Origin of the sequence: Lentzea nigeriaca, assembly GCF_016907955.1 — a bacterium.
Taxonomy (GTDB): domain Bacteria; phylum Actinomycetota; class Actinomycetes; order Mycobacteriales; family Pseudonocardiaceae; genus Lentzea; species Lentzea nigeriaca.
The window spans coordinates 109,484-124,291 of the sequence record NZ_JAFBCX010000014.1 but is presented as its reverse complement, the minus strand read 5'-3'; the positions used below and the strand labels follow the sequence as shown (position 1 = coordinate 124,291).

Sequence of the window (14,808 nt, the reverse complement as noted above, 5' to 3'; positions counted from 1 at the left end):
CTGATATATTAAGCTCACACTAACTGTGCACCACCGGCGGGTCAAGGACTGAAGTCCTTGTCAGCCAACGAAAACCGGCGCTTCGGCCCGCGGCAGAGACCCGTCAGCGCCGCGCCTTCCCTGTGACCTCGACCGTGCGGATGGCGACGTTGAGCTCCAGTGCTGCGACCGGTGCCGCGAGCCCGGCTGGTCCACAGAGGACAAAGCCGCGCGCATCGGGCCGACCGTGTGCGAGCTGGACGGCCCGATTCCGACCTTGAACAGGTCGAACACGCTGAGACTCACGTCTGGTACTCCACGCACGCGTCGCTCAGCCAGGCCGCGAGGTACTCGGCGACCGACGACCGCACCAGCAGCGTGACGCTGTCCGCTCCCGTCACCAGCAGGATGACTCCCGTCCTGGCGAGCAGCGTCTGCACGCAAGTGCCGGCGGGAGCCGCAGACGGGTGCAGGTCCACGGAACATCCGTGAGCGAGAACGTCCCGGACGTGCGGCCCTTCCAGGACCACGGTCGTCCGCTGAGCCGAAGTGTCCACAACGGACCCACGTGCAGAGCCGAGCGCGCCACGCAACGCCTCCTCGATCGGGATCTGCAGATCGGGAGCCGCCACGACGAGGAACTCGTCCGGCCCCAGCCACAACACCTCGACGTCCCCGAACTCACCGGAGCCGGCGGTGAAAGTGCACGGAACCGCGGGGAACCCCACGCCGAGTACCGCACCCATCGCCGCGATCGCCGCCGGGTCCGACGCGCGCACGGTGAGCTGCGAGAGGAACGGCCGCTCCGAGGCGTTCACCGGGAGCGCCGCCAGCCGGTCGGTCCAGGCGAAGAGGGGGCTAACCGTCACGACGGGCTCCTTCCTTGTCGTACAGCACGGATTCGGTGACGGTGACCGGCACGAGCGCGTCCTCGACCGGCACGTAGAGGGTCTCGCCGACGCGTTCGTGGCCCGACCGCACCAGGGCGAGGGCGAACGTGCGGCCCAGCGCCGCGCTGGGGTAGCTGGACGTCACGTGGCCGAGCATCCGCACAGGCGGTTCCGGCAGACGGTCCGTCTCGACGATCTGCGAACCTTCCGGCAACAGCACGTTCGGGTCCACCGGCAGAAGCCCCACCAACTGCTTGCGGTCTGTCCGCAGGTTTTCCGCACGGCTGAACGAGCGCTTGCCGATGAAGTCGGGCTTCTTCTTCGACACGGCCCACGACATGCCGAGGTCCTGCGGCGTGACCGTGGCGTCGGTCTCCTGCCCGATGATCGGGTAGCCCTTCTCGGCGCGGAGCACGTGCATGGTCTCGGTGCCGTACGGCGTGATCCCGTACGGTGATCCCGCCTCCATCAACGCCTCCCACACGGCGAGCCCGTGCCAGGCGGTCACGTTGATCTCGTACGCCAGCTCACCGGAGAAGCTGATCCGGCACACCCGAGCGGGCACACCGGCCACCCGGGTGTCGTGCCACGTCATGAACTCGAACGCCTCGTTGCTGACGTCGAGCGAAGGAGCGACCGCGGCGAGCACGTCACGGGACTTCGGACCCACCAACGGGATCGTGGCCCAGTGCTCGGTGACGGACGTGCAGTGCACGTCGAGGTGCGGCCACTCCGTCTGCAGCCACTCCTCCATCCAGTCGAGGATCTTGGCGGCGTTGCCGGTGGTCGTCGTGACCAGGAACCGCTCCTCGCCGACCCGGATCACCGTGCCGTCGTCGATCACCATGCCGTCGACGCCGCACATGACGCCGTACCGGATCCGGCCGACCTTCAACGTGCTCATCATGTTGGTGTAGAGCATGTCCAGGAACTTGCCGGCATCACGGCCCTGCACGTCGATCTTGCCCAGCGTCGAGCCGTCCATCATGCCGACGCTCTCGCGCGTGGCACGGCATTCCCGCAGCACGGCCGCGTGCAGGTCCTCGCCGTCCCGCGGGTAGTACCAGGGCCGCTTCCACTGGGCGACGTTCTCGAACAACGCCCCGTGCGCCACGTGCCACCGGTGGATCGCCGTGACGCGCACCGGGTCGTGCAGCTCGCCGCGGTCCCGTCCGGCCAGTGCCGCGAAGGACACCGAGGTGTACGGCGGGCGGAACGTCGTGGGCCGCTGGTCCGCCAGTTCGACGCCCAGCGCCTCGGCGACGATGCCCGCAGCGATCATGCCGGACGTCTTGCCCTGGTCGTGCGCGGTGCCGATGGTCGTGTAGCGCTTGATGTGCTCCAACGACCGCAGACCCGCACCCGTGGCACGCAGCACGTCGGTGACGGTCGCATCCCGTTGCAGGTCAACGAAACTGGCGTCCTCATCACCCGGAACGCGCCACAGCACGAGACCGGTCCGCTGGGTGCACCGCGAGTCGGAGACGGGCAACGGCACCTGACCGCCCGGCGTGAACCCTGCCGCGACGACAGCCGCGGCACCGGCGTCCCGGCCCTGCCGCGCACACGCGTTCAGGTCCAGCTCACCGGTGGCGGATCCGGCGACCCGGACCGAAGCGAGCTCCTCCCCCGGCACGAACGCGCCGAGACTCGAGTCGTAGCGCAGCTTTCCGCGTGCCTGGCTGAACAGGCTCACGACGGGGTTCCAGCCGCCCGACACCAGCAGGGTGTCGCACACGACCGTGTCCGGGTGCCCGTCGCCGAGCGGGGCCACGTGCACGTCGGTCACGCGCGAAGAGCCCTCGGTTCCGGTCACCACGTGCCCGGCGCGGACCTCGATGCCACGGGCCGCGCACTCGGTGGCGAGCCTCGCGGGCGCCTCGGGACGGGCGTCGACGATCAGCGGAATGTCCACACCGGACTCGGCGAGGTCGATCGCCGCGCAGTACGCGCTGTCGTTGGTGGTGAACACGACCGCACGCGAGCCCGGCAGCACGCCGTAGCGGTGCAGGAACGTGCGAGCCGAAGACGCCAGCATGATCCCGGGCCGGTCGTTGTTCGCGAACACCACTGGCCGTTCGTGGGCGCCGGTGGCCAGCACGGTCTGCTTGGTCCGGATCCGCCAGACCCGTTGCCGCGCAACCGAAGCGGGTGCCGCGAACCCGAGGTGGTCGGTGCGCTTCTGCAGCGCGAGCACGAACCCGTCCTGGTACATGCCGAACGCCGTGGTGCGCTCGAGCACCAGCACGCCCGGCGTGGTCTTGAGCTCCGCCACGATGTCGGCCACCCACTCCGCCGACGGGCGGTCGTCGAGGTACTCGTCCACGCCCAGCAGCGCGCCACCGGCCTGGTTCTGCTCGTCCACCAGCACGACCCGCGCACCGCTGCGAGCGGCTGTCAGCGCGGCCACCAGGCCGGCCGGACCCGCACCGACCACCAGCACGTCGCAGTGCTCGTGCTTGGCGTCGTACCGCGCCGGGTCGGGCTCGGGCGACAGTCGCCCCTGACCTGCCAGACCACGTGCCTCCAGACCGTCGAACAGCTCGACGGTCGTGGCGAGCAGCATGGGCTCGGAGTACGGCGTCTCGATCTGCACCAGCGACGTCGGGTCCTCCGACCCCGCCGCGACGATGCCGCGCGGCCGCCCGAGCTTCACGCTGCTGCCGACCTCGTGCACGCCGTTGGCGAGCAACGCCGACGCGAGCGTGTCGCCGGGGTGCCCGGTCAGCAACTGGCCGTTGAAGGTGAAGCGCAGCACGGTGTTCCGGTCGATCGCGCCGCCGGTGGGCTTGCGGAAGTTCACGAGATCACCTCGGGCATCGGCTCACCCGCGCGGTATACCGCGATCAGGTCGTGGGTGCGGGTGTCGCGGACGGCGTTGAACCACCGCCTGCACCCGGCGCTGTGGCTCCAGCGCTCGGCGAACGGACCGCTCGGGTTCTCGCGGAAGAACACGTACTGCGCCCATTCCTCGTCCGACAACGCCGACGGGTCCTCGGGGTACGCGACGTGGGCCTGGCCGCCGTAGTGGAACTCCGCTTCCTCGCGCGGCCCGCACCACGGACACGGGATGAGTTGCATCGTCTGCTCCTACTAGTGGGCCACGGCGGCGGCGCCGTGCTCGTCGACGAGTGCGCCGGTGGTGAAGCGCTCGAGGGTGAACGGCTCGTTGAACGGGTGCGGCTTGTCGTTCGCGATGGTGTGCGCGAAGCAGTGGCCGACACCGGGCGTGGCCTTGAACCCGCCGGTTCCCCAGCCGCAGTTGAGATACAGCCCGCCCACCGGGGTGAGCCCGACGATCGGCGACGCGTCCGGCGAGACGTCCACGATGCCCGCCCACGTCCGCAGCAGGTGCGCCCGCGCGAAGATCGGGAACAGCTCCAGCGCCGCCGACATCTGCTGCTCGATGATGTGGAACGAACCGCGCTGGCCGTAACCGTTGTAGCTGTCGATCCCGGCGCCCATCACGAGTTCTCCCTTGTGCGCCTGGGAGACGTAGACGTGCACGGCGTTGGACATCACGACGGTCGGGTGCACGGGCTCCAGCAGTTCGGAGACCAAGGCCTGCAACGGGTGCGAGGCCAAAGGCAGCCTGAGCCCGACCATCTTCGCGAGCACCGAGCTGTGCCCGGCCGCGCACAACGCGACCTTCCCCGCGGCGATGCGGCCACGTGACGTTTCGACCGCCGTGATCCGGCCGCCGGAGGTCTCCAGTCCGGTGACCTCGCAGTTCTGGATCAGGTCGACACCCATCGCGTGTGCGGCGCGCGCGTAGCCCCACGCCACGTAGTCGTGCTTGGCGATGCCCGCGCGCGGCTGATACGTCGCCCCCAGCACGGGATAACGGACGTCCTGCGAGATGTTGACGATCGGGCAGATCTCCTTGACCCCGGCGGGATCCACCCATTCGGCGTCGATGCCGTTGAGCCGGTTGGCGTTGACCCGCCGCACGCTGTCACGGACGTCCTGCAGGCTGTGCGCGAGGTTCAGCACACCGCGCTGGTCGAACAGGATCGGGTAGCCCAGATCCTCTTCCAGGCCCTCCCAGAGCTTCAACGAGTGCTCGTAGATGCCGGAGCTCTCGTCCCACAGGTAGTTGGACCTGATGATCGTGGTGTTGCGGGCCATGTTGCCGCCGGCCAGCCAGCCCTTCTCCAGCACCGCGACGTTCGTGATGCCGTGGACCTTGGCGAGGTAGTACGCGGTGGCGAGGCCGTGCCCTCCACCGCCGACGACCACGACGTCGTAGGAGGCCTTCGGTTCCGGGTTCTCCCACAGGAAATCCGGGTGCTCGGGCAGATGTGCTCCGGGCGGGCTGCTCATTGCGACGCCTCCAGCGAAATCATCTGATCGACTACTGGTATATCAGTCTGCGTTGTACAGTAGGTCACATGAACACTCGGGTCAACGACGAGCCCGCGGCCGCCTCACTCACCGAGCGGGCGTACGTCATGCTGCGGGATCGCCTGGTGATGCTGGAGATCAAGCCGGGCGAACCGATCAACGAGGACCGCCTGCGCTCCGAGCTCGGCGTCGGCCGCACGCCCATCCGCGAGGCGTTGAAACGGCTGGAGCAGGAACGGCTCGTCGTCGCCTTCCCGCGCCGCGGCACGTTCGCCACCGACGTGAACATCTCCGACCTCTCGCACATCTCCGAGGTGCGCAGGACCCTGGAGCCGCTCGCCGCCGCCGCGGCCGCCGAGCGGGCCACAGCAGAAGACCGCGCCTCGCTCACCGAGCTGCGCTCCCGGCTCGACACGACGACGCCGTCGGGCGACAACACGGAACTGCTGCGCGTCGACGTCGGTGTGCACCGCGCGATCTACCGGTGCGTGCACAACCCCTTCCTCGAGGACACCCTGGTCTCCTACGACAACCTGGCCACCCGCATCTGGTGCGTGTTCCTGCCGCGGCTGTCCGGAATGGCCGGTCATGTCGACGAACACGTTCCGCTGCTGACCGCCATCATCGAGGCCGACGGCAAGAAGGCCGGCGAGCTCGCGGCCCAGCACGTCATCGGGTTCGAACGGGCCATCCGCGCCCTGATCTGAGCTCATGCCGGCCGCTCCGGCCTGATCACGACCGTCTCGACCGGCGTGTTCGAGCCGTCGGCCACGGATCGCAGCGGTACCAACGTGTTCGCCTCCAGGTAGTAGGCCGCCGCACAGCCGCGAGGCCTTGGGAACGCGACGACGCGGAACGCGCGAGCCGTCCGTTCATGGCTGCTACCACCCCTTTGTCGAGGTGACTTCCTGAACCCAGCGGTGGAACTCCCCGATGTGGTGCTCGGAGGGAACCAGCACACCCCCTTGCGTGTAGGCCCGCGACGACATCGCGGGCTGGCACCGTTCGCACGCCTCGAAGTCCTGCTCGTTCACGCGGTGGAAGAGCTCCACGGACCGCGAGACGTCCTTGCCCGTCGCGACGACGTCCTTGGCGTAGAGCCAGTCGCACTCGACGATCGTGCGATCCGCGGCCAGCGGGAACATCCGGTGGATGATCACGTGGTCGGGCACGAGGTTGATGAACACCTGCGGCCGCACCGTGATCGCGTAGTACCGGCGCTCCTGGTCGGAGCCCACTCCGGACAGTGTGTCGAAGCCCTCGCTGCCGTCGATCGTGAAGCCCTTGATCTCCTCACCGAACACCGCGCCGTGGCCGACGTAGTACTGCGCCGCGTACCCGTCCGCGAACTCCGGCAGGACCTCGGTGAGCTCGGGGTGGATCGTCGCGCAGTGGTAGCACTCCATGAAGTTCTCGATGATGAGCTTCCAGTTGGCCTTGACGTCGTAGGTGATCCGCCGGCCGAGATCGAGCTCGCTCACCTGGTAGTTGCCGATGGCGTCGAGGTTGCCGAGCCGCTCCCTGACGTCGCGCTGCACGGTCTCCTCGAACGAGGGCGGCTCCTCGGCCAGGCACAGCCACGCGTAACCGAGCCACTCTCGCAGGTGCACGGTCTTCAGGCCGTACTCGACACGGTCGACGTCCGGCATCGAGGTCAGGTTCGGCGCGGCCACCAGCTTGCCGTCCAGGCCGTAGGTCCAGGCGTGGTACGGGCACTGGAAGTTGCGCTTGACCGTGCCGGTCTCCTCGACGCACAGCTTGGCGCCGCGGTGCCGGCAGATGTTGAGGAACGCGCGCAGCGAACCGTCGCGCGAGCGGGTCACGAGCACGCTCTCGCGTCCGATTTGGATGGTCCGGAAGTTGCCGGCCTCCGGTAGATCTGCGCTGCGGACGGCGCAGAACCACATCACCTCGAAGATCTTCTCCTGCTCGAGCTCGAAGATCGTCGGGTCGGTGTAGGTGTGGCCGGGCAGGGTGGGGATCAGGCTGGACGGGAGTTCGGTCGCAGTCATGGTCGCTCCGTGGTGATGAGAAACGGCAGAGAAGCAGGGTTCGCGCGTCAGGACCGGATTCGCTTCATCTCGGGGTCGAAGAGCGGTTCGGCGGCCACGACGGCCTGGACGCGCTCACCGAAGTACTCGATCTCGACCGGCGTTCCCACCACCGCGACCTCGGCGGGCAGCCAGGCATAGGCGATGTTCTTGCCGATCGAGTAGCCGCGTGCCGCGCTGGTGACGTACCCGACCGCGTTGCCATCGAAGAACACCGGCTCGGAGCCCATGACGACCTGGTAGTCGTCGTCGATCGTCAGGCAGCTCAGCTTGCGCGTGACCGTGTCCTCCGCGCGGCCCTCCAGCGCCTTGCGGCCGTGGAAGTAGCCCTTGTTCATGCGTACCGCGAAACCCAATCCCGCCTCGAACGGGTCGTGCTCGGTGGTGACGTCGGCGCCCCACGAGCGGTAGCCCTTCTCCAGCCGCATGCTGGTGAAGGCGCTGCGGCCGGCGGCGATGACGCCGTGCTCCTGGCCCGCTTCCCAGAGCGTGTCCCACAACCGGCGGCCCATGTCGGCCGTGGTGTAGAGCTCCCAGCCGAGCTCACCGACGTACGACAGGCGCATCGCGGTCACCGGCACGTCGCCGATGAAGGTCTGCTTCGCCTTGAAGTAGCCCATCGCCTCGTGCGAGAAGTCGTCCTTCGTGAGCGGCTGCAACAGATTGCGCGCTTCCGGTCCCCACAGGCCGATGCAGCACGTGCCAGGTGTGATGTCGGCGATGTGCACGCCACCGTTGGGAGGCAGGCGTCTGCGCAGCCAGTCGAGGTCGAGCGGCCCGTTCGCGCCGACCTGGAAGCGGTTCTCGCCGAGCCGGGCGATCGTGAGGTCGCTGCGCACGCCGCCGTCCTCGTCGAGCAGCAACGTGTAGACCACCGCGCCCGGCTTGCGGTCGAGCTGGTTGGTGGTCATGGTCTGCAGGAACGTCAACGCCTCCGGGCCGCTGACCTCCAGCCGCTTCAACGGGGTCATGTCGAACATGGCGACGCGCTTGCGGGCCACCAGCGCCTCGGCACCGGCGATCGGCGACCAGAACCGTGACGCCCACTCGTTGCGTTCCGGGATCTCCGCGACCTCGGGCAGGTTCGCGTTGGCCTCGTACCAGTGCGGCCGCTCCCAGCCCGACGCCTCCAGGAACACCGCGCCGAGCTCGACCTGCCGCTCGTGGAACGGGCTGGTGCGCAACGGCCGCGGCCGTTGAGCGGGCTGCAGGGGGTGCAGGATGTCGTAGACCTCGACGAAGCTCTGGCAGCTGCGTTCGTGGACGTAGCCGGGCGAGCGCTGCACGTCCTCGAACCGGTTGAGGTCGCAACCGTGCAGGTCGATGCCCGGCTGCCCGTCCACCAGCCACTCCGCCATCGCCCTGGCCACACCGGCGGAGTGCGTGATCCACACGGCTTCGGCCACCCAGAACCCGTCCAGGCCGGGATGTTCGCCGAGCAGCGGGTTGCCGTCCGGGGTGAAGGAGAACAGGCCGTTGATGCCCTCCTCGACCTTCGAGTCGCCGAGCGCGGGCAGCAGGTCGACGGCGGCGTCCCACGACGTCTCGAAGTCCTCGGGGGTGAACGCGATCTCGGACGGCATGGTCGGCGCCACGTCGAAGTCGAGGATGTCGTCCGCCGAGATCGGCATCGGCCGGTGGCCGTACGCGCCGATGCCGATGCGGTCGACGTGCTCGCGGAAGTAGAGGTCGGCGTCCTGGTGGCGCAGCAACGGCTTCGACATCTCGTACAGGTCGTCGTTGACGCCCTTCAGCGCGGGCAGCGGCGCGGTCTTCGCGTACTGGTGCGCCATCGGGACCAGCGGGATGTCGAGGTCGACCATCCGGCCGATCCGCTGGCCCCACATGCCGACGCAGGACACGACGATGTCGGCGGCGAACGTGTCGTGCTCGGTGACGACGGCCTTCACCCGGCGGCCGGTGCGCTCGATGCCGGTGACCTTGTGGTGTGCCAGGAACTTCGCTCCGCGTTCCATCGCCCGGCGGGCCTGCGCTTCGGCCGCGCGCAACGGCTTGGCGAGGCCGTCGGTCGGGATGTGGAAGCCGCCGAGGATCTTGGCCGGGTCGAGCAACGGGTGCAGCCGCGCGCATTCCTCCGGATCGCGCAGGAAGGCCTCGACGCCCCATGACGTGGCCCAGCCGTGCCGCCGCTTGAGGTCTGTCCAGCGTTCCGGCGTGGTGGCGACCTCCAGGCCGCCGAGCTGCTGGAAGCACCACTGGTCGTCGAGTGTCAGCGCCGTGTACTTCTCGACGGTGTACTTGGCGAACGACGTCATGGTCTTGCAGCCGGTGGTCTGGAAGACCAGGCCAGGCGCGTGCGAGCTGGATCCGCCCGTCGCGAACAGCGGTCCCTGTTCGAGCACGGTGATGTCGGTCCACCCGCGCGCGGTCAGCTCGTCGGCCAGCGCGCACCCGACGATGCCCGCTCCGATGAGCACAACGCGTGGTTGCGTTGCCATGGGAAGTTCTCCTGCCGTGTGGTCGGTGGGCCGCCAGTGACTTTTCTCAGGCACCGCGCCGGATCCAGTCGTCGAGCTGGGGTACCTCGGCGCCGATGGTGGTGGTCGGGCCATGTCCGGTATGGACGGTCGTCTCCGGCGGCAACGTCAGCAGCCGCTCGCGGATCGATTCGATGATCGTCGGGAAGTGCGAGTACGACCTGCCCGTGGCTCCCGGACCGCCCTGGAACAGGGTGTCGCCGGTGAAGACCGCGCCGAGCTCCGGTGCGTACAACGAGATCGCGCCGTAGGTGTGGCCGGGCGTGCTGATGACTTCGAGGGTCGTGCCCGCGACGGTCAGGGTCGCGCCGTCGGTCAGCCACACGTCCGGCTCGCGGTCCGGGTAGACGGCCGTCCACAGTGCACGGTCGGCGGAGTGGATCAGAATCGGCGCGCCGACCTTGTCCGCGACCTCGGCGACGGCGTTGATGTGGTCGTCGTGGCCGTGCGTGCAGACCAACGCCGTCACCACGCGGTCGCCGATGACTCCGAGAACGGCCTCCGCGTTGTGCGACGGGTCGATCACGAGCACCTCGCAGTCGTCGCCGACCAGCCAGACGTTGTTGTCGACGTCCCACGTTCCACCGTCGAGGCTGAACGTCCCGGACGTGACGACGTGCTCGATCCGCGCGCTCACAGCACGACCACGGAACGCAGCACGCGGCCGTGGTGCATGTCGTCGAACGCCTTCTCGACGTCCCCCAGACCGATCGTCTCCGAGACGAACGCGCCGAGGTCGAGCCTGCCCTGCAGGTAGAGGTCGATGAGCATCGGGAAGTCGCGGCTCGGCAGGCAGTCGCCGTACCAGGACGACTTCACCGCGCCACCGCGGGAGAACACGTCGATCAACGGCAGTTCGAACTGCATGTCCGGCGTCGGCACGCCCACCAGCACGGCGGTTCCTGCGTGGTCACGGGCGTAGAACGCCTGCCGGAACGTCTCGGGGCGGCCGACCGCGTCGATCACGACGTCGGCACCGTTGCCCTCGGTGAGCTCGCGGATCGTCTCCACGACGTCCTGCTCGCGGGCATTGACGGTGTGCGTGGCTCCGAACCGTTCCGCCCAGTCGAGCTTCGCGGGGTCCAGGTCGACGGCGATGATCGTGCCCGCGCCCGCCAGCCGGGCGCCCGCGATGGCCGCGTCACCGACACCACCGCAGCCGAGCACCGCCACGCTGTCACCGCGGGTGACCGCGCCGGTGTTGATCGCGGCGCCGATGCCCGCCATGACACCGCAGCCGAGCAGGCCCGCGACCTCCGGCGCCGCCTTCGGGTTCACCTTCGTGCACTGTCCACTGTGGACGAGCGTCTTCTCCGCGAACGCGCCGATGCCGAGCGCCGGGGACAACGGTGTGCCGTCGGCCAGCGTCATGGGCTGGGAAGCGTTGTGGGTGTTAAAGCAGTACTGCGGCCGGCCGCGCAGGCACGAGCGGCACGAGCCGCACACCGCGCGCCAGTTGAGAATGACGAAGTCACCGGGCACCAGGTCGGTCACACCGTCACCGACGGCCTCCACGACTCCCGCCGCCTCGTGCCCGAGCAGGAACGGGAACTCGTCGTTGATCCCGCCCTCCCGGTAGTGCAGGTCGGTGTGGCAGACCCCGCAGGCCTGCACCTTCACCAGCGCCTCGCCGGGTCCGGGGTCCGGCACGAGGATGGTCTCGACCGAGACCTCTGCTCCGCGCCCCGCCGCCACGACACCTTTCACCGCGTGTGCCACTTGCTTCTCCTGACTCGTTCAGAGGTGTGGGTAGAGGGGGTGCTTCTCGGCCAGCGACGCGACGCGCGCGGCCAGATCGGTCTCGTCGTACGCCGGCTTGAGCGCGGCGGCGATGATGTCGGCGACCTCGGCGAAGTCCTCGGCCGTGAAACCGCGGGCGGCCAGCGCTGGCGTGCCGACGCGCAGGCCGGAGGTGACCATCGGCGGACGCGGGTCGAACGGGACGGCGTTGCGGTTGACCGTGATCCCGACGCGGTGCAGGCGGTCCTCGGCCTGCTGTCCGTCCAATGAGGATTCGACCAGGTCGACCAGCACCAGGTGCACGTCGGTGCCGCCGGACAGCACCTTCACCCCGGCCGCGGCGCAGTCGGGCCGCGTCAGCCGTTCGGCCAGGATCCTGGCACCGTCGAGAACGCGCTGCTGCCGCTCGCGGAACTCACTGCCTGCCGCGACCTTGAACGCCACCGCCTTGGCCGCGATGACGTGCTGCAACGGCCCGCCCTGCTGACCGGGAAACACGGTGGAGTCGACCTTCTTGGCCAGCTCCTTCTTGCAGAAGACCACTCCGCCGCGCGGGCCGCCGAGGGTCTTGTGCGTCGTGGTGGTGACGAGGTCGGCGTACGGGATCGGGCTCGGGTGCAGCCCCGCCGCGACCAGACCGGCGAAGTGCGCCATGTCCACCATGAGCTTCGCGCCGACCGCGTCGGCGATCCGGCGGAACTCGGCGAAGTCCAGCTGCCGCGGGTAGGCCGACCACCCCGCGATGATCAGCTTCGGGGTGGTCTCGCCGGCCAGCCGCTCCACCTCGGCCATGTCGACGCGGCCGGAATCGCGGTCCACGTGGTAGGCGACGACGTTGTAGAGCCGGCCGGAGAAGTTGATCCGCATGCCGTGCGTCAGGTGACCGCCGTGCGCGAGGTCGAGGCCCATGATCGTGTCGCCGGGCTGGAGCACCGCCGCCATCGCCGCGGCGTTGGCCTGCGCGCCCGAGTGCGGCTGCACGTTCGCGTGTTCCGCGCCGAACAGGGCCTTGACCCGCTCGATCGCCAGCGTCTCGATGACGTCGACGTGCTCGCACCCGCCGTAGTACCGGCGTCCCGGATAGCCCTCGGCGTACTTGTTCGTCAGCACCGAGCCCTGCGCCTGCAGCACGGAGACCGGGGCGAAGTTCTCGGACGCGATCATCTCGAGCGTCGACTGCTGGCGGTGCAGCTCGGCACGGATCGCGGTGGCGACCTCGGGGTCGAGATCGTCGAGGTGCTGATCCAGGACAGAGGTGGAGACGGAGAGTGACAACGGGCCAACCCTTCCGAGCGAGTTCCGTAATACGCAACGTTGTTCGCATTATGCAACTGCGGGCATCACAGTGGGTCTCGCGGAAGCCGTTGTCAAGCCCCTGTCGCACGGACGGAGGCATCCGATACCGCAACGTTCCGGGTGGTCACAGCCCTGAACGCGAACGAGCCCCCGGTGTTCACCGGAGACTCGTGGAGGTCCGCAGGCAGGGTGTCTGTCCGCGAGCTCGGCGCAGACCGGGCCATCCAGGCGCACGTAGTCGAGCTGACCTGTGACGGCACCGGCGAAGCGGAGCATGCTCGGCGGCCGCACCCCTTCTTGATCAGCCGAAACGCTTCTTGACGCGCCTCGCCACCGTGAGCCATCCTGCTGTTGCGCATTACACACCGTGTTCCGTAATACGCAACGGAGGGCTAGAGATGATCACCGCCTGCGCCGTGGACGACCTGCCGGTCGGCGAGTCCGTGCGCATATCCGGCGATGTGGCCATCGCCGTCTTCAACGCGGACGGCGAGTTCTACGCCATCGACGACACCTGCAGCCACCAGGACGCCTCCCTGTCGGAAGGCTGGCTGGAGGGCTGCTTCGTCGAATGCCCGCTGCATGCGGCCGGCTTCCACCTCCGCACCGGCATCCCGACGTGCCTGCCGGCCAAGAAGCCCGTCCGCACGTACCCGGTCGTCGTCCAGGACGGCATGATCTACGTCGACACCAAGAGCCACGAGGCCGTCGCGTGAGAACGATCGTCGTGGCAGGCGCCTCGCTGGCCGGCCTCCACTCCGTCCAGCAGCTCCGCAACCAGGGGTTCGACGGCCGGATCGTCGTGATCGGCGCGGAGAACCACGCGCCCTACGACCGCCCGCCGCTGTCCAAGGCGTTCCTCGCGGGCACGCTCGCGGCCGAAGACCTCGCCCTCGCCGAGCAGAGCGACCTCGACGGGTGGTCAGCCGAATGGCGCCTGGGCGTCCGCGCGGAACGCCTCGACCGCGCCGCCGCCGAGATCCACCTGTCGACCGGCGAGAAGATCCGCACCGACGGCCTCGTCATCGCCACCGGCGGCCACCCCAGAACCCTGCCCGGCGCCGAGCACCTCACCGGCGTGCACACCCTGCGCACCCTCGACGACACCGTCGCGTTGCGGGCAGACCTTCGACCAGGCGCCCGCGTCGTGGTCATCGGCGCGGGCTGGATCGGCGCCGAGGTCGCCTCCACCTGCCGCGACCTCGGCCTGGCGGTGACCGTCGTCGAGGCCTCCCCCACCCCGCTGGCCCGCGCACTCGGCAGCGAACTCGCCTCCGTCTGCACCGACCTGCACCTCGACCACGGCGTAGACCTGCGCCTGGGAACCGGCGTCTCCGGCTTCGCCCACACCGGCACCAAGGTCACCGGCGTGCTGCTCGACGACGGCACCCAGCTCCCCGCCGACGTCGTGGTGGTCGGCATCGGCATCGAACCGGCGACCGACTGGCTGCACGGCTCGGGACTCCCGCTCGACAACGGCGTGCTGTGCGACCCCGGCTGCGTCACCGCGATCCCCTCGGTGGTCGCCGTCGGCGATGTCGCCAGGTACCGCACTCCGGCGGGCCACGTCCGCCACGAGCACTGGACCAACGCCACCGAACAACCGGCCGTCGCGGTCCGCAACCTCCTCGCGGGCACGACCCTCGACACGTTCCGGCCGTCCGGTTACGTCTGGTCCGACCAGTACGGCGTGCGCCTGCAGCTCGCGGGCGAGACGGCAGGCGCGGACGAGATCACCGTGGTCGACGGCTCTCCTGACGACCGCAGGTTCGTGGCGGAGTTCCGCAGGGCCGGCCTGCTCGTCGGTGTGCTCGCCATGAACAACGCCAAGCTCTTCGGCCGCATGCGCAGGCAGCTCACGACCGCGTGAGCGGTTACGTCTGGTCAAACCGTTAAACCGATGCCGCGCCCCGTACGTACGCCTGGTAGGACCGACGCGCGGGAGGCAGAGGAGATACAGGCGACTGGAATTCGCTCCGGACTTCACCCGATTTGGGCGAAGTTCCATTT

General features: G+C 69.0%; 12 protein-coding genes and 1 pseudogene. 3 read left to right on the top strand and 10 right to left on the bottom strand.

The genetic code is table 11. From position 1 onward, the window contains the following. Positions 1–189: 189 nt before the first annotated feature. The 5 genes and pseudogenes from JOD27_RS34935 to JOD27_RS34915 form a co-directional block, all read right to left on the bottom strand. Positions 190–285 (bottom strand): annotated as a pseudogene (locus tag JOD27_RS34935) (serine dehydratase beta chain); the annotation flags it as partial. Beyond that, positions 282–848 carry a sarcosine oxidase subunit gamma gene (locus JOD27_RS34930; RefSeq protein ID WP_204766599.1) on the bottom strand — a complete coding sequence of 189 codons (567 nt, stop codon included), beginning with the start codon at positions 846–848 and terminating at the stop codon, positions 282–284. The pseudogene JOD27_RS34935 and the gene JOD27_RS34930, both read right to left, overlap by 4 nt. Then, positions 838–3,672: a 2Fe-2S iron-sulfur cluster-binding protein gene (locus JOD27_RS34925; protein WP_204766598.1), complete on the bottom strand. Its 2,835-nt coding sequence runs from the start codon at positions 3,670–3,672 to the stop codon at positions 838–840. The genes JOD27_RS34930 and JOD27_RS34925 overlap by 11 nt, the downstream gene beginning before the upstream one ends. Continuing rightward, complete coding sequence (locus JOD27_RS34920) at positions 3,669–3,950, bottom strand: sarcosine oxidase subunit delta (protein ID WP_204766597.1); 282 nt, start codon at positions 3,948–3,950, stop codon at positions 3,669–3,671. Before JOD27_RS34920 ends, JOD27_RS34925 begins: the two co-directional genes overlap by 4 nt. A 12-nt stretch (positions 3,951–3,962) precedes the next feature. Next, positions 3,963–5,192, bottom strand: a complete 1,230-nt coding sequence (locus JOD27_RS34915) for a sarcosine oxidase subunit beta family protein (protein ID WP_204766596.1) — start codon at positions 5,190–5,192, stop codon at positions 3,963–3,965. A gap of 68 nt (positions 5,193–5,260) precedes the next feature. Here JOD27_RS34915 and JOD27_RS34910 point away from each other — a divergent pair, with 68 nt between their 5' ends. Next, positions 5,261–5,920, top strand: a complete 660-nt coding sequence (locus JOD27_RS34910) for a GntR family transcriptional regulator (protein ID WP_204766595.1) — start codon at positions 5,261–5,263, stop codon at positions 5,918–5,920. Positions 5,921–6,094: 174 nt separating this feature from the next. On the opposite strand, the gene JOD27_RS34905 is transcribed toward JOD27_RS34910, so the two are convergent. From JOD27_RS34905 to glyA, 5 genes are read right to left on the bottom strand one after another with little or no spacing between them, the layout of a single operon-like run. After that, the gene (locus JOD27_RS34905) at positions 6,095–7,225 is read right to left on the bottom strand and encodes an aromatic ring-hydroxylating oxygenase subunit alpha (RefSeq protein ID WP_204766594.1); all 1,131 of its coding nucleotides are present in this window, start codon (positions 7,223–7,225) and stop codon (positions 6,095–6,097) included. A 47-nt stretch (positions 7,226–7,272) separates the two neighbouring features. Next, positions 7,273–9,723, bottom strand: coding sequence for a GcvT family protein (locus JOD27_RS34900; protein WP_204766593.1), 2,451 nt, complete (start codon positions 9,721–9,723; stop codon positions 7,273–7,275). Between the two features lie 46 nt (positions 9,724–9,769). Next, on the bottom strand, positions 9,770–10,399 hold the full coding sequence (locus tag JOD27_RS34895) for an MBL fold metallo-hydrolase (protein ID WP_204766592.1): 630 nt from the start codon (positions 10,397–10,399) through the stop codon (positions 9,770–9,772). Further along, positions 10,396–11,481, bottom strand: coding sequence for an S-(hydroxymethyl)mycothiol dehydrogenase (locus JOD27_RS34890; protein ID WP_204766591.1), 1,086 nt, complete (start codon positions 11,479–11,481; stop codon positions 10,396–10,398). The genes JOD27_RS34895 and JOD27_RS34890 overlap by 4 nt, the downstream gene beginning before the upstream one ends. Before the next feature lie 18 nt (positions 11,482–11,499). Continuing rightward, positions 11,500–12,777, bottom strand: a complete 1,278-nt coding sequence (gene glyA, locus JOD27_RS34885) for a serine hydroxymethyltransferase (protein WP_275591880.1) — start codon at positions 12,775–12,777, stop codon at positions 11,500–11,502. Positions 12,778–13,196: 419 nt separating this feature from the next. Here glyA and JOD27_RS34880 point away from each other — a divergent pair, with 419 nt between their 5' ends. Together JOD27_RS34880 and JOD27_RS34875 are read left to right on the top strand one after the other, a co-directional pair. Further along, positions 13,197–13,514 carry a bifunctional 3-phenylpropionate/cinnamic acid dioxygenase ferredoxin subunit gene (locus JOD27_RS34880; RefSeq protein ID WP_204766590.1) on the top strand — a complete coding sequence of 106 codons (318 nt, stop codon included), beginning with the start codon at positions 13,197–13,199 and terminating at the stop codon, positions 13,512–13,514. Then, positions 13,511–14,668, top strand: coding sequence for an NAD(P)/FAD-dependent oxidoreductase (locus JOD27_RS34875; protein WP_204766589.1), 1,158 nt, complete (start codon positions 13,511–13,513; stop codon positions 14,666–14,668). Before JOD27_RS34880 ends, JOD27_RS34875 begins: the two co-directional genes overlap by 4 nt. Positions 14,669–14,808: the final 140 nt, after the last annotated feature.